The following is a 24,005-nucleotide window of genomic DNA, read 5'->3' as shown; positions in this document are numbered from 1 at the left end:
TGTGTGTCAGCGGTCTTTGGGGTCGAGTGCGTCGCGCAGGCCGTCGCCGATGAAGTTGAAGCAGAAGAGGGTGGCGACGAGGAAGAAGCAGGGGACGAGGAGCTGCCACGGGGCGGCTTCCATGGAGGCTGCGCCGTCTTGGAGCATGGAGCCCCAACTGGTCATGGGTTCTTGTACGCCCAATCCGAGGAAGCTGAGGAAGGATTCGAACATGATCATGCCGGGGACGAGCAGGGAGGCGTAAACCATGACGACACCGAGTACGTTGGGGATGATGTGGCGGGTAACGATGCGGCGGCGGGATACGCCTGTGATGCGGGCGGCTTCGACGAATTCTTTGTGTTTGAGGCTGAGGGTTTGACCGCGGACGATGCGGGCGACGTCAAGCCATGAGACGAGTCCGATGGCGACGAAGATGAGTAAGAGGTTGCGTCCGAAGAAGGTGGTCAACAGGATGACGAAAAACATAAACGGAAAGGCGTTGAGGATTTCGAGCAGGCGCATCATGACGGAGTCGAGTTTGCCGCCGAAAAAGCCTGCGAGCGCGCCGTAGAGCGTGCCGATGACGACGGCGACAAGTGCGCCTGCGATGCCGATGAGCAGGGAGATGCGTCCGCCGGCGGCGGCTCGGGTAAAGAGGTCGCGTCCGAGCAGGTCGGTGCCGAAGTAGTGGCGGGTGGCGAAGGAAGGCGGGATTTGCATGTTGTCCCAGTCGGTGTGGTCGTAGGTGTAGGCGCTGACCCAGGGGACGGCGATAACGAAGAGGATAATGGCGGCAAGGATGAAGACGCTGCACAGGGCGGCTTTGTTGTTGCTGAAACGCCGCCATGCGTCCTGCCACAGGCTGCGTCCGTGTACTTGTGCCTGTTCGGCGGCGTCTGCTATGGCGCGGGAATTTTTCTTGTTGAATAGCATGGTGTTCTCCGTTTTTTGTTCGGGGGTCGTCTGAAAACATCGCAACCGGTTTTCAGACGACCTTTTTTGCTTTTAATAGCGGATTTTGGGGTCGATCAGGGCGTAGAGGATGTCGAGTATGGCGTTGAAGACGATGGTCAGTACGCCGACGAGGATGGTCAGCCCCAAGATCATGCCGTAGTCGCGGTTGAGCGCGCCGTTGACGAAGAGTTGTCCGATGCCGGGCAGCCCGAAGACGCTTTCGATGACGATGGCGCCAGTGATGATGCCGACGAAGGCGGGAACGAGATAGGAGAGGATGGGCAGCATGGCGGGACGCAGGGCGTGGCGCAGGACGATGCTGTTCATCGATAATCCTTTGGCGCGGGCGGTGCGGATGTAGGGGCTGTTCAACACTTCTATCATCGCGCCGCGCGTGATGCGGGCGAGGCCTGCGACATAGCCGATGGAGAGGGCGGCGACGGGCAGGATGAGGCTGGTCAACGAGCCGTCATTCCAGCCGCCGGCCGGCAGCCATTTGAGGGTGATGGCGAAGATGAAAATCATAATGGGGGCTTTGACGAAGCTGGGGACGACGATGCCGGTCATGGCGGCGGTCATGATGGTGTAGTCCGCCCAGGTGTTGCGCCTGAGTGCGGCGATGGTGCCCATGAGTACGCCCAAGACGGTGGAGACGATGAAGGCGTACACGCCCAGTTCGACGGAGACGGGCAGAGCTTGGGCGAGCAGCTCGTTGACGTTGTAGTCTTTGTATTTGAACGAGGGGCCGAGGTCGCCGTGGGCGAGTTGTTTGAGATAGTTGAAGTATTGCAGGTACATCGGGTCGTTCAGGTGGTATTTGGCCTCGATGTTGGCCAGTACGGCGGGCGGTACGTTTTTGTCGCCGGTGAAGGGGCTGCCGGGTGCGAGCCGCATCATGAAGAATGAGACGGTAATCAGTACCAGCATGGTGGGGATGGCGGAAAGTATGCGGCGGATGATGAATTTCAGCATATCGTACCTGCTCGGGGCTTGGTGGGTCGGAATATGCCTGAATACGGGAAGGTCGTCTGAATGGGGTTCGGACGCTTGGGGTGGTTTCTCTTCTTTGTAGTCAGGCCCTTGGTTTTGGAGTGTGCGGGCTTTTGTTTTATGGTCGTCTGAAAACTTTAGAATAGGATTTCGGACGGTTTTTTATTGTGGCAGTCGCGGGCGGAAGCCTGCGTTTTGGGTTTGTTTCGGAGGTCGTCTGAAATCGGATTTTTGGTTTCAGACGACCTTTTTGCTGGTGTTTCTCGTGGGCAAAGCCCACGCTACGGCCTTTTTCAGACGACCTTTGCGGTTAACGCGCCAGCGGTTCGGTGCGTTTGATCAGCCATGCTTTTGCCGCGCCTTCGGTCAGCGGCTCGAGGCGGCAGCGGACTTCGGCGTGGTAGCGGTTGACCCAGTCGATTTCGCCGTCGGTCATCATGGCGGTGTCCATCAGGCGGGTGTCGATGGGGCAGAGGGTCAGGGTTTCGAAGTAGAGGAAGCTGCCGAACTCGGTTTCCTGCGGATTGGCGACGGCTTGGTTGGCGGCGAGGTTCTCAATGCGGATGCCCCATTTGCCGGGACGGTAGAGTCCGGGTTCGATGGAGGTCACCATGCCCTTTTTCATGGCGTGCTGCGGACCGGGAACGGCGGCGCAGGCGATGACTTGCGGGCCTTCGTGGACGTTGAGGAAATAGCCTACGCCGTGGCCTGTGCCGTGGCCGTAGTCGCATTGCGCCTGCCACAGGGGTTTGCGGCAGATGGCGTCTATCATCGGCGAGAGGATGTTTTCGGGGAACACGGCTTCGGCAAGTGCGATATGGGCTTTGAGGACGAGGGTGTTGTCGCGTTTTTGTTCGGCACTCGGTGTGCCGACGGGGACGACGCGGGTGATGTCGGTCGTGCCGCCTTTGTATTGCGCGCCGGAGTCGATGAGCAGGAGGCCGTTGCCGCTGATGGTGCTGTGGCTTTCGGGCGTTGCGCTGTAATGCGGCAGGGCGGCGTTGGCGTTGAAGCCTGCGATGGTGTCGAAACTCAATGAAATGAAGCCCGGACGTGCGCTGCGGTAGCGGTGGAGCATGGTGTCCACGTCGATTTCGGTCAGGCTGCCGCCATTGTCGATGATGTCTTCAAACTCGGCGAAGAAGCCGCACAATGCCGCGCCGTCTTGTTCCATCGCTTCGCGGATGTGGGCGATGTCGGCTTCGGATTTGACGGATTTGAAGAAGGTGGAGGGGTTGATGCCTTCGATAAGGCGCACGCTTTCGGGCAGGCGCACGAGCGTGCTGACGGCGGTTTTGTTCGGCTCGATGAGCAGCGCGCCATCGATTTGCGCGAGTTTGTCGGCAACTTGGGCATAAGGTTCGACTGTAATGCCGGCGGTTTGCAGCGCGGCGGCAGCCTCGGCGTTCAGACGACCTTGGTCGGTAAACAGGACGGCGTTGTCTTTGCCGATAAGCAGGAAGGACACGAAAACGGGATTGAAAGGCACGTCGCTGCCGCGCAGGTTGGTCAGCCAAGCGATGTCGTCAAGCGAGGAAACCAAGTGGTAATCCGCGCCTTTTTCCTCCATGACGGCGCGCACGCGGGCGAGTTTTTCGGCGGCAGTTTCAGAGATGTAGGCGGGGTCGTGGATGAACACGGTTTCGGCGGGGATGGCTGGGCGGCTGCTCCATACGCGGTCAAGCAGGTCGTCGGGGTGTTCGATGCGGATGTTTTTGGCGGTCAGGGATTGCGCCAAAGTGCGTTTGCCGGTGAGCGACACCATATCGGAAGGTATGCCGACGGCGGCGTTTTCGGGCAGGTTTGCCGCGAGCCATTCGTTATATGGCGGAACTTGCCCGCTTTTTTGCAGCTCGATGCCGCTGCCTGCAAGCTGTTTGGTGGCTTGTTCCCAATAGCGGCTGTCCACCCAAACGCCTGCTTCATCGGCGGTTACGACGAACGTGCCGACCGAGCCGGTAAAGCCCGACAACTCGCGGCGCGCCTGCCAGTGTGCGGGCAGGTATTCGGAAAGATGGGGGTCGGCGGAGGGGATGACGAGTGCGTCCAAACCTTGCGCTTTCATGGCGTCGCGCAATGCGGACAGGTAATTCGATACGGTATTCATGAACGGGATTCTCCAATAAGGTTTCGCGGTTTCAGACGACCTTTTTATAGTGGCTTAACTTTAAACCAGTACGGCGTTGCCTCGCCTTAGCTCAAAGAGAACGATTCTCTAAGGTGCTGAAGCACCAAGTGAATCGGTTCCGTACTATCTGTACTGTCTGCGGCTTCGTCGCCTTGTCCTGATTTTTGTTAATCCAATATAACTTGATGTACAGTGAGGTCGTCTGAAAAACGTGTCTATGTTATCAAATCACTTCTTGGGTGCAAACGACCAATTCTTGACAGTATAGTTTTTCAGCGGGTCGCGGTCGGAGTAGCCTTGGATGTCGGGTTTCACCAGATTGATGCTGACTTGGTGATACAGCGGGATAAAGGCGTCGTCGCGTTGCAGCATCGCCTCGGCGCTGACGTAGCGGCGAGCGCGTTCTTCGGCGGAAATGCCCGCTTCGAGCGTGCTGTTCATCAGCTTGTCAAACTCGGGATTCTTGTAATGGAAGGCGTTGTTCGGATTGTTGGATTTGAAAATATTGAGCATGCCTGCAGGGTCGTTGTAGTCGGAACACCAGCCCGCGAACGCCATGCTGAAATTGCCCTGCATGCGCTTGTCCAAGAAGGTTTTCCATTCTTCGTTCATCAACGTGGGGCGAACGAACGGCACGGTCGCCTTCCAAATGGATTGCAGCGCGGTGATTTGTTTTTTGGCGGCCTCGCTGGTGGTATAGACGATTTGGAACTCGAACGGTTTCTCTTCGCTATAACCCGCTTCGCGCAAGAGTTTTTCTGCTTCGGCAATACGCGCTTCGCGTTTCAGCGGCTTCCACGCAGGCGCAGACTCGCCGCCGCCCTGCATATTCGGCGGGGTAAGCTGGAACGCTTCCTTGTCGCCGCGTGCGGCAACCTTGGTAATGATGGCGCGGTCGGTCAGCAGGTTGAGCGCGCGGCGGACTTTGGGATTTTTAAATTCGGCGGATTCCAAGTTCGGCTCTAAAAACCAAGAACACAGCAAAGTCGCGCGCCGAACCTGACCGGGAAATTCTTTCTCGGCAATCTTAATCTGGTCGGAAGGGATGCCGTAGGTAACGTCCACTTCGTCGGCGCGGTAGCGGTCGTATTCTTTGCCGCTGGCGAGGAACACCGCCCGCGGGATGGATACTTTTTTGCTGTCGTAATAAGCAGGGTTTTTATCCATGGTGATGTGGCTGTTGACGTGCCATTCTTTGAGGATGTATGCGCCGCTGGAAACATAATTGCCCGGCTGCGTCCATTTTTCGCCGAATTTCTCGACCGTGGCGCGGTGGACGGGGTAGGTGAACTGCTGAATCAGCATATCGGGGAAATACGGCACGGGCGCGGTGAGCGTAAATTGCAGCGTTTTCTTGTCCAAAGCCTTGACGCCCAAAGTATCCGGCTTCGCCTTGCCTTGCAGGATTTCCGCCGCACCCTGTATTTTCGCGTCTTCCAAATAGCTGCTGTTAGGCGCGGCGGTTGCGGGATCGGCGAGGCGGCGGAAGCTGTAAACGAAATCTTCGGCGGTAATCGGGTCGCCGTTGCTCCAATTTGCATCGCGCAGGTGGAACGTCCAAACGCGCCCTTCGTCTGACGGCTCCCATTTCAACGCCAAAGCGGGAATGGTTTTGCCTTCGGCATCTGTACTGACCAAGCCATCCATCATCTGACGGATAATCGCGCCTGCCGCCATATCCGAGCTTTTTTGCGGGTCGAGCGTACTCGGTTCGACCGCGTTGCTGATGACGATTTTATTGTATTCGCTGCGCTTGAATTCGGGCGCGGGCTTGACTTCGCGATGACACGCCGACAGCGCAAGCACTATGGCAAGCGATAAAGCCGATATGGAATAAGGTTTGTTCGGCAGCACGTTTTTTCTCCTCTTCTCGCTATCTCTCCCTCCATCCTGCGTTTTGCAAAAATAAAAAAACTACATATGACTACATGGTAGGGAAATATTCTGATTTTTGGCGAATAAAAAGATTTATTCTCTATGGATATTTGAAAAAATCCGCCTGTTTTGGAAATCGGTTTGCAAGATAACACAAAAAAACGCCGTAAAAAACATTTTTTGAAATAAAAGTTACAAGTGATTACAAAAATATTGATTTTTTTGCACGCCTCAAATAGTATAAAACCCTGTTTAAACGCAGCCTCAGAAAAATCAAGCAAAAGGAGAATAAAATGAAGAAGTTATTAATGATTGCGGTTGCCGTCCCGCTTGCCGTCCCCGCATTGGCATCCGATAACGAAGCCAAAATCGGCGGACGGATATTTACTTCTATCGAACACGAACGCAACGGCAAAGGGCAATCCGCTACCGATATATCCGACAACAACAGCCGTATCTGGATTATGGGCAGTGAAAAACTCGACAAAGACCTCAAGCTCATCTACGGCATCAATTCATTCGTCGCCTTCGACTACAACGGCTGGAGTACAGACGACTCCTATATCGGTCTGCGCGGCGATTTCGGTACCGTCCGCGCCGGCTGGCTCAGTACCCCCATGCACTACCTGACCGGCGAACAAGACGCGTTCAACGGCAACAACCACACCCAAACCATGGGGCGCATGACCCGTTTCGGCGGCCGTGAAATCGCCCTGAACTACGAATCCAAAACCTTCGACAACGGCTTCAACTACCGCGTCCAAATCGCGCCCGGTGCCAACAAATATAAAGACAGGAAACGCAACGGCGACTGGATGGCGGGCTTAGGTTTGCACTACAAACACCCGACCAACGGCTTCAACGCCCACTACGCCCTCGAATACGCCCGCAACGGCTCGCCTGACGATACCAAAGACAGACAGGTTCATTCCATGAAAGTCGGCTACGACAAAGACAACCTCTACCTCGCCGCCGGCATGATGTACGCCCGCAATGTCGCCGACAAATTCCACTGGGAAGACGAAACCAAAACCAATACCAACACCCGCGATTTCCAAGTGACCGCCGGCTACACCATGGGCAACATCACCCCTAAACTCGGCGTCGCCTACGGCCGCTCCGATACCGGCAAGAACTACAAACAGCTCGCGTTCAACACCGAATACAAATTTTCCAAACGCACGACCCTCTCGTTCAACTCAGGCGTAGTCAAAGAAAGCAAAGACCCCAAAACCGGCTGGGCGGCAGGCATTTCGCTGGAACACAGCCTGCAATAACACGGGATTTGAAGCATAAAAGGTCGTCTGAAAACCTGAATATGGGTTTTCAGACGACCTTTTGTAATTGGCTTCATTGCTTGCTGATGTAGGTAGGATACTTGTATCCGACAACTGCTTGAAATTTTCCACATTACCTAATTAGGGTTTGAATGTTGGCAACGTCGGATACCCATATCTGGCCTACTGACTCCTGAATCGGACGATAAGCCGGGTCGTTTCTTCATGGGCAAGGCACACGCTGCTTATACGGGCAACCCTCCTGCACCGGCTTTGAAAAAGGTCATCTGAAAACGGCAGATGCCTTGTCTACAAGAATCGTGCCTATATCCGGATACTGCCTTTATGTTTACAATCATAATGTTATAAAGTATCATCTTTGCTTTTGTTTCATTTTGAACACATCGTCTTTAATTCGATATTGTTATGAATTCCATTTTACTCACCGGATTGTTCCAACGCCTGCTGATTGCGCTTTTCGCTTTGGCGGCGGTTTGGGGCATGTATTTTTGGGCGGTTGCATGAGTATCGTTGTTGAAAATCTGACGGTCAGCTACCGGACACGGCCTGCCGTACACCATGTCGGCATCGAATTTGCCGAGCATTCGATGTGGGCGGTCTGCGGGCCGAACGGGGCGGGCAAATCAACTTTCTTAAAAGCGGTCATGGGTTTGCAGCAAGTCGATACGGGACGCGTCCTCCTGCAAAACCTGCAACGCAAAGACATCGCCTATCTGCCGCAGCAGTCGGACATCGACCGCGGCCAGCCGATGACGGTTTTCGAACTGGCGGCGATGGGTTTGTGGTACGAAATCGGCTTCTTCGGACGGGTTGACGCGGCGCAGCGTACCCGTGTTTTGGATGCGCTTGCGCGCGTCGGTATGCGGGATTTTGCCGACAGGCAGATCGCGCATTTGTCCAACGGCCAGTTTCAGCGCGTTTTATTTGCGCGTATGCTGGCGCAGGGGGCAAAATTCCTGCTTTTGGACGAACCTTTCAACGCCGTCGATGCGCGCACGACTTACGCGCTTTTGGACGTATTGCGCCAATGCAATGAGGAAGGGCAGGCAATTATCGCGGTGTTACACGATTATGCGCAGGTACGCGATTATTTTTCGGACACGCTGTTGCTGGCCCGGGAAAAGGTTGCGGCGGGCAGGACGCCGTCCGTCCTGACCGATGAAAACCTTGCCCGCGCGAATATGCTGATGCAGCGGCAGGAGTCGGAGGACTGGTGCGACGTATAGTTTGCGCCGCCCCCTCGTAAGGCAGTACGTCGTCTGAAAGATGCGGCGAAGGATTTTCAGACGACGTTTCCCATTTTCAGAAGTTTTCCCTTATTGACCGGATACCATGAATTTATACGATTTGCTGATTTCCCCTTTTGCGGAATTCGACTTTATGCGCTATGCGCTTGCGTCGGTATTCTGTCTGGCTTTGAGTGCCGCTCCGGTCGGCGTGTTCCTGGTCATGCGGCGCATGAGCCTGGTGGGCGATGCTTTGAGTCATGCCGTCCTGCCCGGTGCGGCAATCGGCTATATGTTTGCCGGGCTGAGCCTGCCTGCAATGAGCGTCGGCGGGTTTGCAGCAGGCTTGCTGATGGCGCTGTTGGCGGGTTTGGCGAGCCGTTTTACATCGTTGAAGGAAGATGCCAACTTTGCCGCCTTTTACCTGAGCAGTCTGGCAATTGGCGTGGTTTTGGTCAGTAAAAACGGCAGCAGCGTCGATTTGCTGCATCTCTTGTTCGGGTCGGTCTTGTCGGTGGATATTCCCGCGCTGCAACTGATTGCCGCCTCGGCAAGCGTCACGGTAACGGCATTGGCGATTATTTACCGCCCGCTGGTTTTGGAAAGCATTGACCCGCTGTTTCTGAAGGCGGTCGGCGGGAAGGGCGGCTTTTGGCACGTCGTTTTCCTGATTTTGGTGGTGATGAACCTTGTTGCAGGCTTTCAGGCACTCGGTACGCTGATGTCGGTCGGTCTGATGATGCTACCGTCGATTACCGCGCGGCTCTGGGCGAAAAGCATGGGCGCTCTGATGGCTTTGTCCGTCTTTATCGCACTGGTCTGCGGTTTTGCCGGACTGCTGTTTTCCTATCACGTCGAAATTCCGTCGGGACCTGCGATTATCTTGTGCTGCGGCGTGCTGTATGCCGTATCGCTGGTGTTCGGAGGGGAGGGCGGTATATTGGGCAAATGGTTCAAGCGTCGCAAGCACAAGGCCTTGTGAAGGGCAGTTGTGCAAGCTGAAAATCAAAAAGGTCGTCTGAAAAGCTGCTTGGGCTTTCAGACGACCTTTTTATCGGGTTTACCGATTGGATTTTTGAAACCGATTTGTTGTCATTCAAATAGAAACGTTTCAATCGGCGTTATTCCCGATAAGGCGGAAATTTCTTTCAATTTGGGCAACTGTTTTTCAAATACCTGTTTCTTAAGATGTCCGACGGATCACCGCCTGCGCGGGAATCTCGGCGGATGGCGGCAGAGTGTTTTTCCAACCCCTTATCCCTGCTGCTTCAAAACTGTTTCTCCACGCTGACGAATGTCTGCATACTTTTGCGGGAATAGAAGCCGCTCATATTGCTGTCGATTTTGAGATAACGGAAATTCAAATGCGGCACTAAGCCTTTCCATGAAATTTTATTGTGCCAAACAGAGGCATTTGCTTGATATTCATGGTCTTTACGGGTCAGACGGTACACCAGGCTTCCCGGCGCATCAAAGGTACGGCGGGCGTAGCGTAGGTTGGTACGGATGCCGAATCCGTTCTCAAACGCTTTCGCCGCTCCGAAGCGTATGCCCTTGCGCACGGATGCCTGCTCCGCTTCTTTGGTCATGTCGTGGGACCAGTCTGCGCCGCCGTAGAGCAGCCAGTTTTTCGGCGCAGAGTATGCCAGCGTTGCCCCCGCCAGCGGCATATGGCTGTTGTAACGCGCTGCCGAACCGCTGTTCCGATAGTATTTTTTGATATAGCCTGCATTGAGCGAGAGCCGCCATTTTTCGTTCAGACGACGTGAAAAATCGGTATGGATACCGGTTTCGCGATTATAGCGTTTGCCGCCCAGCCAGTTTTGTTCGACAAATGGCACAACCCCGAAAGATTGCACCGCCGAACGGTTTTTATAGCCTGCCGCCAAGCGCAGGCTTTGCTCGTTAAAATCCTGATTGTCCCAATAATGCACGCCGTCGCCGCTCAGGCTGCCGTAAACAAAATGATGTCCGCCCACATTGATTTCACGCGACACGCCTGCGCCATAGCGGATACCGTGCGCCTTTTGCGGCAGGCTGTCAGCGGTTTTATTCCAGCGTCTGCCGTTCCATTCTATAACGCGCTCGGACGAAGCATTGTTCACATTATCGGTTTGCTCGTATTGCAGCGAAACATCGGGCTGCCAGCTTTGCGCCGATTCAATGGAAGCAAGATAGCGGTCGGCAAGTTGCTGCATGGGCGGCTGCAAATCCGGTTTTGCCCGTTTCAATTCAGCTTTTGCCTCATGGTACTGTTTGTTTTCAAACATCATTACGCCCAAATCGAAACGCGGATACGCCAAATCGGGATGTTTTGCCAAAATGCCGCGATAGAGCGATACAGCCTCACCATGCCGCAACTGACTGCGCCGCAAGGCGCCTAAAGCATAATCGTATAAAACGGCATCCCGGTCGGGCGCGGCTTTATATTGCGCCAACAAACCTTCCAGCATCTTCCAGTCCCTTCCGATTAATGCGCGGTTGATCTGTGCTTCCAATGAGGAATCGGCAGAAAGGTCGTCTGAAAGCCTCTGTTCTGCGGGTTTGTCGTCGGTAAAATCTTTTGAGGGTGTTTCGCTGTTAGGCTGCTTGTCAAAAAATACAGGCGCAGGTACACGGACAACGGGTGTATCGGCAAGGGCGGCCGTTGGGAAAGAGAGCATCAGTAAGACGAGATGGTTTTTATTCATTTTATTCAGTGGGATATGGATTGCCAGAGTATCCTGTCATTATACGGATAACGCGGTAAAAATGGTCGAAAGGTCGTCTGAAACGTTTTCAGACGACCTTTTGGTCATATTACATCAATATTAGCGGGAGCCGGCAAAACCGATTTCACCGTCATTGACCGTACCGACGATTTCTTCCGCATTCGGACCGAAGAAGCCGAGAGCATAATCGCCACGGTTGGAAGAGCCTTGAATACCGTGTCCCTTAATTACTGTGTTATCGATTTCGTTGGTATGGCTGATTTCCCGGATAGACGCTTCATTCAGATTGATGTCGCTGCCGATTCCGGTAATTTTACCGCTGCCTTTTCTGCTGTCGAAGTCAACAGAATAAGCCAATTTGCCTTTGCTTGCGCCATCGCTTGCAATACCTGAGTAGTCAAATTTGCCCGCAGTCGGCAGGGTTTGGGTAGTTTGACCTTTAATCAGGATATAAGTATCGTCAAGTTTTTCTGATTCATTGACTCCTGATCCTCTAACTGTTGTATTAGTCGGATTGATACCTGCAATCAAAGAATAGTTTTGACGGTAGATATGGGCTTTACCGCTTCGGGTAACGGTGTAATCGTTACCTTCGGCACGCGCAATGGCGGTTTCTCGGTAGTCTTGATTGAGTGCTAATTTTTTGAGCGGGTATTCGGATAACTTAAGATCGCTGCCGCTGCTGGATTGATTGCCCAGTGTTACATTGTATGATTTAACGGTTGCCCCTGGTGCTCCCAAATCTTTAGCTAATTTTTGAATATCCTTGATTGCATTGGTTTTCAACCCGCCGTATGAAACCGAAAAATCAACACGTGGCAGCGGATTATTGATAGCAGTGTTACCGCTATTGGTAGGGTTATTCCCGTTGTTTGCAGCAGTATTGCCATTACTGGCGGGATTATTTTGATTGTTGGCAGCAGCGGCATTGCCGTTATTTGTTTGGCTGCCGTTGGACGGATTGGTTACAGTCGGGTTAGTGTTGGGCAGGGTGCTGTTGGGAGAATCACTGCCGCTGCTGCAAGCCGCCAGGCTCAGGGCGATAATAGTTACTGCGCTTATTTTTTGTAAAGACATAGATGCTTCCTTTGTAATGATTGGTTTGATAATTGAAATGCAGGTGTATTATCAACCAGTCATTTGAAAATATCAAGTAAATAATTTACAAAAACAACAGAACTGTTAAATTTTGCAACAGTCGGCTATTCATAATTCTCGATTATGCATACCGAACAAGACAAAATTGATTTCAGCCAACGTTTAAAAACCGCAATCAGGCTGGCGGGTTTGGATAATCTTTCCAACGCCAGCCTTGCCAACCGCTTCAATCTGCGCCATCCCAATCAATCCGTCAGTACGCAGGCTTTCCATCATTGGTTGGTCGGACGTTCGATTCCGACGCCCGATAAAATCGAAACGCTGGCGAAATGGCTGGATACCAGCGGAGAATGGCTGCGGCACGGACGAATGTTGGAAGAAGGTGGGGCAGTTTCCCCGCAAGAGGCGTTGTTGTTGAAATATTTCCGCGCGCTGACGCCGGAAAAGCAGGAGGCGTTGATTACTTTGCTTCATAAAGCGGAGGATTGAGTTTTAATCAAAAAAAGGTCGTCTGAAAACGGAAATCTCGTTTTCAGACGACCTTTTGCCTTTATCCGTCAAACCGCTGCTGCTTCAGGTTTGGCTTTGTTTTTCTTGAATTTCAACACGGCTTCTTCTTTTGCCGCATCCCAGTCTATCCGCACGAAGCCGCCGTCGGCGAGTTTGCCGAACAGGAGTTCGTCGGCGAGCGGTTTGCGGATTTTTTCCTGAATCAGGCGGTGCATCGGGCGTGCGCCCATTTGCGGGTCGAAACCTTTTTCCGCCAGATATTTGCGCAATGCCGGCGTGAACTCGGCTTCGACTTTTTTGTCGAGGAGCTGGTGCTCGAGCTGGAGCAGGAATTTGTCCACGACTTTGGCGATGACGGGTTCGGACAAGGGCGCAAACGGGATAATCGCGTCCAAGCGGTTGCGGAACTCGGGCGTGAAGAGTTTGTTGATCGCCTGCATTTCGTCGCCGCGTTCGCGCTTGGCGGTAAAGCCGAGGCTGGGGCGGCTGAGGCTTTCCGCGCCTGCGTTGGTGGTCATAATCAGGATGACGTTGCGGAAATCCGCGCTCTTGCCGTTGTTGTCGGTCAGTTTGCCTGCATCCATAACTTGCAGGAGGACGTTGAAAATGTCGGGATGGGCTTTTTCGATTTCGTCCAAGAGCAATACGCAGTGCGGGTGTTTGTTGGCGGCTTCGGTCAAAAGGCCGCCTTGGTCGAAGCCGACGTAGCCCGGCGGCGCGCCGATGAGGCGCGATACGGCGTGTGGCTCCATGTATTCGGACATGTCGAAGCGTTGCAGCGGTACGCCCATCGAGTAGGCAAGCTGTTTGGCGACTTCGGTTTTGCCGACGCCGGTCGGGCCGGAGAAGAGGAAGCTGCCTATGGGTTTGTCGGGCAGGGCGAGACCGGAGCGCGACATTTTGACGGCGGCAACCAGCGCGTCGATGGCGTTTTCCTGACCGTAAACCATGTTTTTCAGATCGCGTCCGAGGAATTGCAGCACTTGTTTGTCGTCGTGCGACACGGTTTTTTCAGGAATCCGCGCGACTTTGGCGATGACGGTTTCGATTTGCGCTTTGCCGATGACTTTTTTCTGTTTGGATTTGGGCAAAATCCGTTGCGCCGCGCCTGCTTCGTCCATTACGTCGATGGCTTTGTCGGGCAGGAAACGCTCGTTGATGTAGCGGGCGGAGAGTTCGGCGGCGGCTTCGAGTGCGCCTTGCGTGTAGCGTACTTGGTGGAAGCCTTCGAACATAGGTTTCAAGCCGCGCAGGATTTGCACGGTTTCGGCGACGGTGGGTTCGACCACGTCGATTTTTTGGAAGCGGCGGCTTAAGGCGTGGTCTTTGTCGAAAATGGTGCGGTATTCGTCGTAAGTGGTCGCGCCGATGCAGCGCAGCGAACCTTTCGCCAGCGCGGGTTTGAGCAGGTTGGACGCGTCCATCGTGCCGCCGCTGGTGCTGCCCGCGCCGATGATGGTGTGGATTTCGTCGATGAACAAAATGGCGTGCGGGATTTTTTCGAGCTGTTTCAAGACGGATTTGACCCGCGCTTCAAAATCGCCGCGGTATTTCGTGCCCGCCAAAAGCGAACCCATATCCAGCGCGTACACTTCGGCATTTTTGAGCGCGTCGGGAATGTCGCCGTTGACGATTTGATGCGCCAAGCCTTCCGCCAGCGCGGTTTTGCCCACGCCTGCTTCGCCGACCAAAAGCGGATTGTTTTTGCGGCGGCGGCACAGAATTTGCACCAGCCGTTCCATTTCGTGTTTTCTGCCGATTAAGGGGTCGATGCGGCCGGCTTTGACTTCGGTGTTGAGGTTTACAGTGTAGTCCGACAGCGAGCCGCTTTTCGATTCAACGGGGTCGTCTGAATCATTGTCGGGGTCGTCTGAAAAGCCTTTGTGTTCGTCGTCTTCGGTTGCGCCGTGGGCAATGCAGCGCAAAACTTCAAAACGCGTAACCGATTGCAGTTTGAGGAAATAGACGGCATGGCTGTCGGTTTCGCTCATCAGCGCCACCAAAACGTCCAAAGGCTCGACCAAGCCTTTGCCTGCGGATTGGGTATGCACCATCGCCCGCTGGATGACGCGCTGGAAGCCGAGCGTGGGCTGGGTTTCGACCGTATCTAAAAGGTGGTCGGGAATCTGCGGGGTATTTTCGGCAACGCTGGCGGCGAGCTGTTCGGACAACACTTTCAAATCTGCGCCGCAGAGCTTGAGGACGTTGGGGACGGAGGCGTCTTCTTCGATTAACACCAAAAGCAGATGCTCGAGGCTGATAAATTCATAATGAGCCTTACGCGCCTCGCGGTAAAGCTGCTGCAAAATCTGTTCCAATTCGGGTGAAAGCATATTAAATCTCCTCGACAATACATTGCAGCGGATGCCCTTCGGCTTTTGCCCGCTGCATGACCTGCTGCTGCTTGGTTTGGGCGATGTCCCGTGTGTAAGTGCCGCACAAGCCTTTGCCTTCGTGATGAACCAACAGCATCACCGCCACCGCCTGCTCCTGTCCGAGCATGAAGATTTCGGTCAGGATTTCGACGACAAATTCCATCGTGGTGTAATCGTCGTTCAGCAAAAATACGCCGTAACGTTTCGGCGGGGCGGTTTTTTGGTCGCTTAAAAGTGTATCGGATTCGTGATGTGTGTTTGGGTTGTTCATAAATATTTTGGCTTTGTGGAAGAGGATTTGTTTTCAGACGACCTTGTGAAAGGTTTGATATCAAATGAATCTATAAATATAGTGATTATAAGGTTTATTTCGATTTCTGTTGTATTTTGGTCGGTTTCCGCCATTTTCGCACTTTTTCCCTTGTATGGCTTGACGTTTTGGCTTAACAAATGTAAAAAGACGGTTAAGCAGAAGCCGGCACTCGACCAAGTATATAAAGCTAGGGAGAAACGCTGAACGTTTAAGTTTGCTGTATGCCTTATTTTGCTGATTTTGTTAATTTTTAAGTATAGGAAGTTTCTAATGGCAACCGGTATCGTAAAATGGTTTAACGACGCTAAAGGTTTTGGTTTCATCACTCCTGACGAAGGCGGCGAAGATCTGTTCGCTCACTTCTCAGCGATCAACATGGAAGGTTTCAAAACCCTGAAAGAAGGCCAACGCGTGTCTTTCGACGTAACCACCGGCCCTAAAGGCAAACAAGCTGCTAACATTCAGGCTGCTTAATTAAACGTGCGGCTTATGCCGTAGAATAATGGCGGGATTGATTCCCCGCCATTTTTTATTGTCTATGAGAAACGGAATCCATATGGCAGAAGACAAACAAAACGCCGCTTATGAAAACGCCCTGCGGCAGTTGGACGAACTCATCACGCATCTGCGCAGCAGCGGGGAAGTCAGTTGCGCGGTGGCGGAACAAGAAGACCTGATGCTGATACGGCTTGCCGATTTGAAAATCGATTTGAGGCCGAATGATGAAAAGGCGATAGCGGATATTGACCGGTTTTACCGCCGCCATTTGGGGGGCAAGTAAAAACAGTTTCAGGTTTTAAGAAATTGAAAATGCAAAAAATAAACGGCACACCTTGGCGTGCCGTTTATTTTTGAGATTAAGGTTTGAGGTTGCTTGCCAGCAGCCATTCTTGAGCCTTTGTAGCATCATCAAAATATTTGGGGTGTTGGTTGGTCAAGAGGCTGGAGAGGCGTGCGCCGAGTTTGATCCAGATGTCGTCTGTAATGACGGCAACACGGCCGAAGTCGTTTTCGTGTTGATTGAGGAATTTTATCTGTTCGACAGCCATATCGATGGTGAAGTCTTTCAGCATGGACAAATCCAAGAGTATGTCGGGAAGGTGGATTTTTTGTTTGCTTTCCAACAGGGCGGATTCGAGTTGGCGGAAGTCGTCCAGCGTAAACTCGTTATACAACGCTACATTCAAACCATAAGACTGCTCTCGGATGGAAATCATTATGCTCTCCTTGTTTGAGGACGTTAATGTCCGGAAAACCATTTTTTAATCGCAACCGGCCGGATACCGCTCAATACGCCGCTTGCTACAATAATAATCATACCAAAGGTTTCCTGCCAAGTAATGCTATCTCCTAAAAACATTACGCCCGCCAATGCGGAGAAAACGACAGTCAGGTAGGAGAGTGAGGCGACAGTGAATTTGTTGCCGACTTTATAAGCGCGGGTCATGCAGAGTTGGGCGATGGTCGCGGACAGCCCGATACCTGCCAAGTAGGGTAATGCCTCGGCAGACAAGGGATGCCAGCCGGTCAGCGTTGCCCAAACCGCCGACATGGCGACGCCGGTTACCGACAGGTAAAACACGACCCGCCAGCCCGGTTCGCCAAGCAGGGACAATTCGCGTACCTGCAAATACGCCCAACCCGACATCGCTCCGCCTGCCAAGCCTGCCAATGCGGCAATTTCTTGCCCGCCTTTGAACGAAGGGTTTAGCAGTAGGATGACACCGATGAAGCCGAATACCAATATTGCCTGCGTATAAAATGCAATCCGTTCTTTTAAAATCAAAAATGAGAACACGGCCAAAAAAATCGACGAGGTGTAGCTTAAGGTTACGCCTGTTGCCAGCGGCAGGTGGGTAACGGCATAAAACAGGCACAACATCGCCGCTGCGCCGATGACGCTGCGGTTGAGGTGGATTTTCCAATACCGCGTGGCAAATGTGTCTCCCCGCATTTTCGCTATGGCGGCAAGCATGACGGCTGCAAAACTCATGCGCCAGAAAACCAATTCGCCGCTGCTGAAGCCGAATTTTCCCGCTGCCGCTTTGATGCAGAGGTTCATGACGGTAAAACCGAGGGTGGCGATGATAATCCATGCGGAACCGAGCGGATCCTTAGTCGCGGTTTGTTTCATTTCGATATTAATGGATAGATGGGGCGTTCATTATAATGATGTAGGGGTCTTCGGGGAATAAATATTTAAAAAGGTCGTCTGAAAAGTATATCTTGTTTTCAGACGACCTTTTGACGGATTAAAGAACATAGAAATAAATACAGAGAAACTGCGCTATGCTGCCGCCTAGAACGAATAGGTGCCAGATGCCGTGCCCGTGTTTGATTTTGGCATCATTAACAAACCAATAAATGCCTGCGCTGTATAAAATACCACCCAACGCCAGCCAAAACAGCCCGGCAAAGGGAAGGGTGCGCACCAGTGGTGATACGGCAACCAAAATCAGCCAACCCATAATGACGTAAATCATCATGGAGAGCAGCCGTTTTTCGCTTTTTCTGCCGATAGTCAGCTCTTGAATAATGCCGAAGAGTGCCAAGCCCCAGGATACGCCGAACAATGACCACCCCCAGCTGCCTTTAAGGGGTATCAGCGTAAACGGGGTATAGCTGCCAGCAATCAGCAGGTAAATCATGCAGTGATCCACTTTTTGCAAAATTGCTTTAATTTTGGGCTGGGGAATGCTGTGGTAAAGCGTGGAGCCAAGATAGAGCAGGATTAGGCAGATGCCGTAGGTGAGTGCCGAGGCAAGTTGGTAGGGACCGTTTGCCTTGACAGTCATCAGCACTAATGCCGCCACTGCTAGCATCGAGCCTGCCAAATGGCTGTACGCATTGAAGCGTTCACCGTGATACATAAGAGTAGTTCTCATTTCTTTAGGTGTAGAAAGTGTACGCGAAAGGCAAAGGCGGGGCTAGGATAAAAGGATAAAGATAAGTTAAGGTCGTCTGAAAAAACAAATCTTGGTTTCAGACGACCTTTTGATGTGTAGAGAGCCATTTGTACTGGATTCGAATAGAGAAGAAACCGTATGTGCGATTGCCTGTTGCCTCAGTCGGATTTACATCGACAGGCAAACGAAAGAAATAGGTTTTTGATTGAAAACTGTCTCCAAACCAAAAACAGAGGTCGTCTGAAAGCCGAAAACAGGTTTTCAGACGACCTCTTGCTTTTCCTTTAAATCCAACCATCACACCGACAATTGTTCCAACAAAGCCTGTTTCAACGATGACTGTGTTTTCGGGTTTTTCAAATCGGGACTGAAGACGATGAAGCTGTCTTCGACGCGTTCGTCCAGCGTGGAGATTTTGGCGTAGCGCAGGCTGACGTTGTGGGCGAAGAAGACTTCCGCCATGTCGGCGAGCAGGAAGGGTCGGTTGACGGCGGTGATTTCGACGGAGTACCAGTCGGGATAGTCTTCTTCGGGGGTGATGGTAATGCTTGGCGCGATCGGCATGTAACGGCTGCGGCGGCTGATGCGGCGGCTGCGGCTTTGGGTTTCGGCAACGGTGTGTCCGTGGATAAAGCTGTTGAGTTCGGCTTCGAGTGCGCTTTGGATGTCGGGGTAGTCTTCGGGGGCGTGCTGCGAGGGGATTTGTACGATGAAGGTGTCGAGGATGTAGTCGTGTTCGGTGATGAAGGCGCGGGCGGCGAGGATGTCGAAGCCGTGGCGGCTGAAGATGCGACAAAGTCGGGCGAACAGGCGCGGGCCGTTGGGCATGAAGACCATGACTTGAAAGCTGTCGCTTTTGGGCAGGATGCGGCTGCGGACGATGGGTGTTTCAAAGTCGTGTACGAGGTTGGCGGCGTGCCACAGGATTTCGCGGGACTGATGGCGGGCGAAGTAGGCGGAACCGAGCGTGTTCCATAGTTTTTTCTGCTGTTTTTCGGGGACGGCGGCGCGGGTAAGCAATTCGGCGGCTTCTTGCTGGCGGCGGCCGAAGAGGGCGTGCGGATTGCCGCCGTTGCCTGCGAGGTAGCGCCCGGCGGCGTGAAACAGGCTTTCCAGCAGGCTGGCGCGCCATGCGTTCCACAGTTTGGGATTGGTGCCGCGTATGTCGGAAATGGTCAGGAGGTAGAGTGCGCTGAGGCGTTCGTGGGTTTGTACGCGTTTGCAGAAGGCATCGAGTACGTCGGGGTCTTGGATGTCTTCTTTTTGGGCGACGGTGGACATGAGCAGGTGGTTTTCGACCAGCCAGGCGAGCAGGTCGCTTTCTTCTTCGGTCAGGAAGTGGTCGGCGGCAAATTGGCGCGCGTCTGCGATGCCTTGTACGGCATGGTCGCCGCCGCGTCCTTTGGCGATGTCGTGGAAGAAGGCGGCGAGATAGAGGATGTCTTGTTTTTCAAAGGACTGCATCAGCGCGGAGGCGTAGGGCAGCTCGTGGCTGTGCATGTCTAGGGCAAGGCGGCGGACATTGCGGACGACGGCGAGGATGTGGTCGTCCACAGGATAGATGTGGAACAGGTCATGCTGGAGCAGCCCGACGATTTTTTCCCACGCGGGCAGATAGCGGCCCAACACGCCGTAGAGGTTGAGAAAGCGCAGGGTTTGGGTCAGTCCGTTGCCGCTGCGGAAAAAGCCGGCGAAGCGGCGGCGGTTTTCGGGATTTTGGTAGAAGCTGCGGTTGATTTTGCGCGTCGCGCCCCACCAAGCGCGCAGGGTTTGTGGTTCGAGCGCGGTAATGTCGTTGCGCTGCTGCATGATTTCGACAATTTTGAAAATGTGTTCGGGTCGTCTGAAAAAAATATCGGTGTGCCGCGCGGCGATTTGGTTGTTCACTTGGATGTAGTCGTCGTCAATCCGCAGGGTAACGCGCATCGGCGTCGAGGAAACGCGGCTTTGCAGCATGGGCGTGAGGATGCCGCTTAATTGTTTGACGGTTTTAATCGCGCGGTAAAACACGCGCATCAATTCTTCGCTTTGGCGGCGGAGGTTCACACCCTTATAGCCCATGCTTTCGGCGACTTGCGGCTGCAAATCGAACAGCAGGCGGTCTTCGGCGCGCTTGGCGTTTAAATGCAGATGGATGCGGATGTGGGCGAGGCGGCGGTAGCCGTGTGAAAGCATGCCGGCTTCGGTGCGCGTCAGAATGCCTTGTTTGACCAGCGCAGGCAGGTTGGCCGCTAAGCCTTGCGCCTTCGCTATCCAAAGCAGGGTGTGGATGTCGCGCAGACCGCCGGGACAGCTTTTGATGTTCGGCTCCAATACCGCTCCCGAACCTTGCGATTTGGCATGGCGGTGTTCCATCTCCACCAGTTTTGCTTCGATAAACGCGGCTACATTGCGTTGCGCGTTCATTTTTTCCGTCAACTCGTCCGCTGTTTGGCGGTTGCCGAACAAAAAACGGGCCTCTAAAAACGCCGTGTCCCCCGTAATATCATCGCGCACGCTTTCGCACAGTTCGTCAACGGTGCCGCTTTTGACCGACGGCGAAAGTTTCATATCCCATAAAGCCTGCACGAAAGCCGCAATTTTTTCCTGAAGGTCGTCTGAAACGGTTTCAGACGACACGACTGCCAAATCTAAATCAGAATAAGGATACAGTTCGCCGCGCCCGAAGCCGCCGGTCGCCATCAGGCATAATGCGCTGTTTTGAAAATGCTCTGCCCACAATGCCGCCAACAAGGTTTCGACTGCCGCCGTGTATTCCCTGAAAAATACCGACACACGGTTGGCTTTCAAATAATGCGCTTCGGCGGCAGTGCACTGCTGTTTGAAGGTTTCCAATGCTGAAGACAGGTTTGCAGACATTTTTTATTCTTTCGAGTTATGGGGAGTTGAATAAAGATGATTCGGCAGTTAAATATCGTTTTCAGACGACCTTTGTTGGGTATCGGAGGGATTGGTCATCAGGTTTAGTAGTTCTTGCGGCGGCAGCAGCAACTGATACGCAGCTACGCCCAAAGCTGTCGCCATCTTTTCAATATTCGACAGCGCAATGTTCCAGCGTTTGCGCTCCACAGCCGATACATAAGTCCTGTCCAAACCGCATTGCCGCGCCAGCTCTTCCTGAGACCAGCCTTTATTCACGCGGAAAAGCCGCATGTTGTACGCCAAGACCGCCCGTAAATCCTGCTCATTAGGCAGTTCGGCAGGGGGAGTCAATTTATTGCTCATGATTTTGTTTCCGGATAAATATAGTGGATTAACTTTAACCCAGTACGGCGTTGCCTCGCCTTGCCGTACTATCCGTACTGTCTGCGGCTTCGTCGCCTTGTCCTGATTTAAATTTAATCCACTATAGTTAAAAGTTAAGAATTTGCTGTTACGGATTTTACTTCACATAAAAGCCAAAAAAAAGGGGTGGCAAGAGCCACACCCAAACACACACACATCAAGAGGAAAGAGATAGAGAGTATTAAATCAAAGCAGATGTATCATCTACTGATCAGAAAATCTTGAGGACTTTGAGAAGTGTTGTCTCAGTTCCAATGTCGGCGATTATAAATGAAACTCAATTTGGAGCTTTGATTCAAATCAAGTAGCTGTAGACTTATTAAATATTTATGTAAAAATATTTATGTAAGAACATAAAAAAAGCCACTCTATATAGAGCAGCTTTTTCGTGTATAAGGAATTAACGTTTTTTACCGGTGACAGAAGCAACCGCCAAGTTTTCGTTACGTTTAAGAGAAGCACATTCTACACCTTCAGGCAGTTGGATGTCAGACAGGTGAAGGATGTCGCCTGCAACGACTTCGGCACAGTCCAGTTCTAAGTATTCAGGAATATTGTCAGGTCGGGCAATCACTTCAACAGTAGTGTTCAACAGGGATACGCGACCGCCTTGCAGTTTCACGGCTTGAGAGTTTTCAGCGTTAACAATGTGCAGGGGAACACGGATGCGTACCGGTTGGTCGGCTTTAACGGCCTGGAAGTCGATATGTTGAACTTCGCGACGGAATGGGTGCATTTGGAAATCACGGACGATAACGTCTTTGGTTTCACCGTTCAGGGACAGTTTGATCAGTGCAGTGTGGAAAGATTCTTTTTCCAATGCGTAGAATACAGTTTTGTGATCCACAGCAATTGCAACGGGCTCTTGACCTTCACCGTACAAAATACCGGGGATTTGGCCTTCGCGACGCAGGCGGCGGCTCGCACCAGTGCCTTGTGCTTCACGAACAGAGGCTTGAATTTCATAAGTCATGTTAAATACTCCAAATTAAATAAAACTACCGTCATCGGCCGCGACCAGCTTAAGACGGCTTCGGGGTTATGGCAGCAACATGCTGCCTGTCATCACTTCTTCATTGAAAAGATATGAGACGGATTCTTCATTGCTGATGCGGCGGACCGTTTCAGCCAAAAGGCCGGCAATCGTCACTTGACGGATACGGTCGCATTGTTTGGCCGCTTCAGACAGAGGGATGGTGTCGGTAACGACAACTTGGTCGATTTCGGACGAGGCAATACGGCTGACTGCCTCTCCGGAGAATACGGCGTGGCTGGCATATGCCAAGACACGTTCTGCTCCGCGCTCTTTCAAAGCGACGGCAGCTTTACACAGCGTATTCGCAGTATCAATCATGTCATCGACAATCAGACAGGTACGGCCTTGAATATCGCCAATAATATTCATGACTTCCGCCACATTGGCTTTCGGGCGGCGTTTGTCGATAATTGCCAAATCGGCATTTAATGATTTTGCAACAGCACGGGCGCGGACTACACCGCCAATATCGGGGCTGACTACGGTCAGGTTTTCAATCCGCTGCTGTTTGATGTCATTCAACAGAATAGGAGTGGCGTAGATGTTGTCAACAGGGATATCAAAGAACCCCTGAATCTGGTCGGCATGCAAATCAACAGTCAAAACACGGTCGATACCTGCGGAATACAACATATTAGCCACCAGTTTGGCGGAAATCGGAACGCGCACAGAACGCGGACGGCGATCTTGGCGGGCATAGCCGAAATAAGGAATTGCCGCGGTAATACGACCGGCGGAAGCGCGTTTCAGCGCATCGGCCATCGTCAGGATTTCCATCAGGTTGTCATTGGTTGGGGCGCAGGTGGGCTGCAGGATAAAAACATCACGACCACGGACGTTTTCCATTAATTCGATGGCAATTTCGCCGTCTGAGAATTTGGATACGGAGGCTTCGCCTAACGAAATATCCAAGTGTTTGACAACGCGTTGCGCCAACTCCGGATTTGCGTTGCCGGTAAATACCATCAAACTGTCGTATGCGGCCATATTTTCACCTGTTTTTATGTTTAACTTCCGCTCAGAAAACGTCATGCTTCCCTCTGCTTTATGTCCAAGACATTATGGGCGTTATTATACGCATAATGACCGGCATAGTGAATTAAATTTGCGGCGTTGCATTGCCGTTCCGTCTTTTTTCGCCCCAAATTTATCACGACAAAACAAAGTTTTTCAGCGTTGTCATTGATTCTTAACATAAAAGAGCGTGTAAGGAAACTTACACGCTCTTATTTGGCTGGGGAGGAAGGATTCGAACCTTCGCATGCTGGAATCAAAATCCAGTGTCTTAACCGCTTGACGACTCCCCAATAAAGGGTGT

Annotated in this window: 21 protein-coding genes, 1 tRNA gene and 1 pseudogene; 6 read left to right on the top strand and 17 right to left on the bottom strand. The window is 52.6% G+C overall.

Going from position 1 to position 24,005, the window contains the following annotated elements; translation table 11 throughout:
- Window positions 1-6: 6 nt before the first annotated feature.
- From oppC to RSJ68_06645, 4 genes are all read right to left on the bottom strand, one after another.
- Window positions 7-915, bottom strand: coding sequence for an oligopeptide ABC transporter permease OppC (gene oppC / locus RSJ68_06660; GenBank protein WNU96156.1), 909 nt, complete (start codon window positions 913-915; stop codon window positions 7-9).
- Between the two features lie 72 nt (window positions 916-987).
- Window positions 988-1,908: an oligopeptide ABC transporter permease OppB gene (oppB, locus tag RSJ68_06655; protein WNU96155.1), complete on the bottom strand. Its 921-nt coding sequence runs from the start codon at window positions 1,906-1,908 to the stop codon at window positions 988-990.
- A 328-nt stretch (window positions 1,909-2,236) separates the two neighbouring features.
- Entirely contained in the window at window positions 2,237-4,033 is a 1,797-nt protein-coding gene (locus RSJ68_06650; GenBank protein WNU96154.1) for an aminopeptidase P family protein, read from the bottom strand.
- Window positions 4,034-4,282: 249 nt separating this feature from the next.
- Window positions 4,283-5,908, bottom strand: coding sequence for a peptide ABC transporter substrate-binding protein (locus RSJ68_06645; GenBank protein ID WNU96153.1), 1,626 nt, complete (start codon window positions 5,906-5,908; stop codon window positions 4,283-4,285).
- Window positions 5,909-6,222: 314 nt separating this feature from the next.
- Between RSJ68_06645 and RSJ68_06640 the strand changes: the two genes are divergently transcribed.
- From RSJ68_06640 to RSJ68_06630, 3 genes are all read left to right on the top strand, one after another.
- Complete coding sequence (locus tag RSJ68_06640; GenBank protein WNU96152.1) at window positions 6,223-7,206, top strand: porin; 984 nt, start codon at window positions 6,223-6,225, stop codon at window positions 7,204-7,206.
- 521 nt (window positions 7,207-7,727) lie between these two features.
- Window positions 7,728-8,453: a metal ABC transporter ATP-binding protein gene (locus RSJ68_06635; protein WNU96151.1), complete on the top strand. Its 726-nt coding sequence runs from the start codon at window positions 7,728-7,730 to the stop codon at window positions 8,451-8,453.
- Window positions 8,454-8,559: 106 nt separating this feature from the next.
- Window positions 8,560-9,435, top strand: coding sequence for a metal ABC transporter permease (locus tag RSJ68_06630; GenBank protein WNU96150.1), 876 nt, complete (start codon window positions 8,560-8,562; stop codon window positions 9,433-9,435).
- Between the two features lie 286 nt (window positions 9,436-9,721).
- Here RSJ68_06630 and RSJ68_06625 read toward each other — a convergent pair whose 3' ends face one another.
- Both RSJ68_06625 and RSJ68_06620 read right to left on the bottom strand, forming a co-directional pair.
- Window positions 9,722-11,143 (bottom strand): surface lipoprotein assembly modifier, encoded by a 1,422-nt coding sequence (locus RSJ68_06625; protein WNU96149.1) that lies wholly within the window; start codon window positions 11,141-11,143, stop codon window positions 9,722-9,724.
- Between the two features lie 120 nt (window positions 11,144-11,263).
- Window positions 11,264-12,241, bottom strand: a complete 978-nt coding sequence (locus tag RSJ68_06620; protein ID WNU96148.1) for a factor H binding family protein — start codon at window positions 12,239-12,241, stop codon at window positions 11,264-11,266.
- 144 nt (window positions 12,242-12,385) lie between these two features.
- On the opposite strand from RSJ68_06620, the gene RSJ68_06615 reads away from it, so the two are divergent.
- Window positions 12,386-12,751 (top strand): transcriptional regulator, encoded by a 366-nt coding sequence (locus RSJ68_06615; protein WNU96147.1) that lies wholly within the window; start codon window positions 12,386-12,388, stop codon window positions 12,749-12,751.
- A gap of 68 nt (window positions 12,752-12,819) precedes the next feature.
- Here the strand turns inward: RSJ68_06615 and clpA are convergent, their stop codons facing one another.
- The gene (clpA, locus tag RSJ68_06610; GenBank protein ID WNU96146.1) at window positions 12,820-15,105 is read right to left on the bottom strand and encodes an ATP-dependent Clp protease ATP-binding subunit ClpA; all 2,286 of its coding nucleotides are present in this window, start codon (window positions 15,103-15,105) and stop codon (window positions 12,820-12,822) included.
- 1 nt (window position 15,106) lies between these two features.
- Entirely contained in the window at window positions 15,107-15,418 is a 312-nt protein-coding gene (clpS, locus tag RSJ68_06605) for an ATP-dependent Clp protease adapter ClpS (GenBank protein ID WNU96145.1), read from the bottom strand.
- Between the two features lie 312 nt (window positions 15,419-15,730).
- Between clpS and RSJ68_06600 the strand changes: the two genes are divergently transcribed.
- The gene (locus RSJ68_06600; protein WNU96144.1) at window positions 15,731-15,934 is read left to right on the top strand and encodes a cold-shock protein; all 204 of its coding nucleotides are present in this window, start codon (window positions 15,731-15,733) and stop codon (window positions 15,932-15,934) included.
- Window positions 15,935-16,016: 82 nt separating this feature from the next.
- Window positions 16,017-16,241 (top strand): branched-chain amino acid ABC transporter, encoded by a 225-nt coding sequence (locus RSJ68_06595; GenBank protein ID WNU96143.1) that lies wholly within the window; start codon window positions 16,017-16,019, stop codon window positions 16,239-16,241.
- A 76-nt stretch (window positions 16,242-16,317) separates the two neighbouring features.
- On the opposite strand, the gene RSJ68_06590 is transcribed toward RSJ68_06595, so the two are convergent.
- From RSJ68_06590 to RSJ68_06550, 9 genes and pseudogenes are all read right to left on the bottom strand, one after another.
- Window positions 16,318-16,677, bottom strand: coding sequence for an STAS/SEC14 domain-containing protein (locus RSJ68_06590; GenBank protein WNU96142.1), 360 nt, complete (start codon window positions 16,675-16,677; stop codon window positions 16,318-16,320).
- Between the two features lie 23 nt (window positions 16,678-16,700).
- Window positions 16,701-17,594, bottom strand: a complete 894-nt coding sequence (locus RSJ68_06585; protein ID WNU96141.1) for a DMT family transporter — start codon at window positions 17,592-17,594, stop codon at window positions 16,701-16,703.
- Window positions 17,595-17,712: 118 nt separating this feature from the next.
- The gene (locus tag RSJ68_06580; protein WNU98363.1) at window positions 17,713-18,330 is read right to left on the bottom strand and encodes a hemolysin III family protein; all 618 of its coding nucleotides are present in this window, start codon (window positions 18,328-18,330) and stop codon (window positions 17,713-17,715) included.
- 333 nt (window positions 18,331-18,663) lie between these two features.
- Window positions 18,664-21,225, bottom strand: coding sequence for a [protein-PII] uridylyltransferase (gene glnD / locus RSJ68_06575; GenBank protein WNU96140.1), 2,562 nt, complete (start codon window positions 21,223-21,225; stop codon window positions 18,664-18,666).
- Between the two features lie 48 nt (window positions 21,226-21,273).
- Window positions 21,274-21,591, bottom strand: coding sequence for a helix-turn-helix transcriptional regulator (locus RSJ68_06570; GenBank protein WNU96139.1), 318 nt, complete (start codon window positions 21,589-21,591; stop codon window positions 21,274-21,276).
- A 15-nt stretch (window positions 21,592-21,606) separates the two neighbouring features.
- A pseudogene (locus tag RSJ68_06565) lies at window positions 21,607-21,717 on the bottom strand (IS5/IS1182 family transposase).
- A 334-nt stretch (window positions 21,718-22,051) separates the two neighbouring features.
- The gene (locus tag RSJ68_06560; protein WNU96138.1) at window positions 22,052-22,624 is read right to left on the bottom strand and encodes a 50S ribosomal protein L25/general stress protein Ctc; all 573 of its coding nucleotides are present in this window, start codon (window positions 22,622-22,624) and stop codon (window positions 22,052-22,054) included.
- Window positions 22,625-22,690: 66 nt separating this feature from the next.
- A complete protein-coding gene (locus RSJ68_06555) occupies window positions 22,691-23,674 on the bottom strand; it encodes a ribose-phosphate pyrophosphokinase (protein WNU96137.1) in 984 nt (327 codons plus the stop codon).
- 244 nt (window positions 23,675-23,918) lie between these two features.
- Window positions 23,919-23,994, bottom strand: a tRNA-Gln gene (locus tag RSJ68_06550).
- Window positions 23,995-24,005: the final 11 nt, after the last annotated feature.

This window comes from Neisseria sp. DTU_2020_1000833_1_SI_GRL_NUU_006, assembly GCA_032388755.1.
GTDB lineage: Bacteria > Pseudomonadota > Gammaproteobacteria > Burkholderiales > Neisseriaceae > Neisseria > Neisseria sicca_C.
Note: the sequence above shows the minus strand (reverse complement) of the source record. Positions and strands in the feature narration are given on the sequence as shown.

Bases quoted from the DNA above. Each gene is read 5' to 3' on its own strand.
- oppC (WNU96156.1), bottom strand. From the start codon at position 915: ATGCTATTCAACAAGAAAAATTCCCGCGCCATAGCAGACGCCGCCGAA.
- oppB (WNU96155.1), bottom strand. From the start codon at position 1,908: ATGCTGAAATTCATCATCCGCCGCATACTTTCCGCCATCCCCACCATG.
- RSJ68_06650 (WNU96154.1), bottom strand. From the start codon at position 4,033: ATGAATACCGTATCGAATTACCTGTCCGCATTGCGCGACGCCATGAAA.
- RSJ68_06640 (WNU96152.1), top strand. From the start codon at position 6,223: ATGAAGAAGTTATTAATGATTGCGGTTGCCGTCCCGCTTGCCGTCCCC.
- RSJ68_06635 (WNU96151.1), top strand. From the start codon at position 7,728: ATGAGTATCGTTGTTGAAAATCTGACGGTCAGCTACCGGACACGGCCT.
- RSJ68_06630 (WNU96150.1), top strand. From the start codon at position 8,560: ATGAATTTATACGATTTGCTGATTTCCCCTTTTGCGGAATTCGACTTT.
- RSJ68_06625 (WNU96149.1), bottom strand. From the start codon at position 11,143: ATGAATAAAAACCATCTCGTCTTACTGATGCTCTCTTTCCCAACGGCC.
- RSJ68_06620 (WNU96148.1), bottom strand. From the start codon at position 12,241: ATGTCTTTACAAAAAATAAGCGCAGTAACTATTATCGCCCTGAGCCTG.
- RSJ68_06615 (WNU96147.1), top strand. From the start codon at position 12,386: ATGCATACCGAACAAGACAAAATTGATTTCAGCCAACGTTTAAAAACC.
- clpA (WNU96146.1), bottom strand. From the start codon at position 15,105: ATGCTTTCACCCGAATTGGAACAGATTTTGCAGCAGCTTTACCGCGAG.
- clpS (WNU96145.1), bottom strand. From the start codon at position 15,418: ATGAACAACCCAAACACACATCACGAATCCGATACACTTTTAAGCGAC.
- RSJ68_06600 (WNU96144.1), top strand. From the start codon at position 15,731: ATGGCAACCGGTATCGTAAAATGGTTTAACGACGCTAAAGGTTTTGGT.
- RSJ68_06595 (WNU96143.1), top strand. From the start codon at position 16,017: ATGGCAGAAGACAAACAAAACGCCGCTTATGAAAACGCCCTGCGGCAG.
- RSJ68_06590 (WNU96142.1), bottom strand. From the start codon at position 16,677: ATGATTTCCATCCGAGAGCAGTCTTATGGTTTGAATGTAGCGTTGTAT.
- RSJ68_06585 (WNU96141.1), bottom strand. From the start codon at position 17,594: ATGAAACAAACCGCGACTAAGGATCCGCTCGGTTCCGCATGGATTATC.
- RSJ68_06580 (WNU98363.1), bottom strand. From the start codon at position 18,330: ATGTATCACGGTGAACGCTTCAATGCGTACAGCCATTTGGCAGGCTCG.
- glnD (WNU96140.1), bottom strand. From the start codon at position 21,225: ATGTCTGCAAACCTGTCTTCAGCATTGGAAACCTTCAAACAGCAGTGC.
- RSJ68_06570 (WNU96139.1), bottom strand. From the start codon at position 21,591: ATGAGCAATAAATTGACTCCCCCTGCCGAACTGCCTAATGAGCAGGAT.
- RSJ68_06560 (WNU96138.1), bottom strand. From the start codon at position 22,624: ATGACTTATGAAATTCAAGCCTCTGTTCGTGAAGCACAAGGCACTGGT.
- RSJ68_06555 (WNU96137.1), bottom strand. From the start codon at position 23,674: ATGGCCGCATACGACAGTTTGATGGTATTTACCGGCAACGCAAATCCG.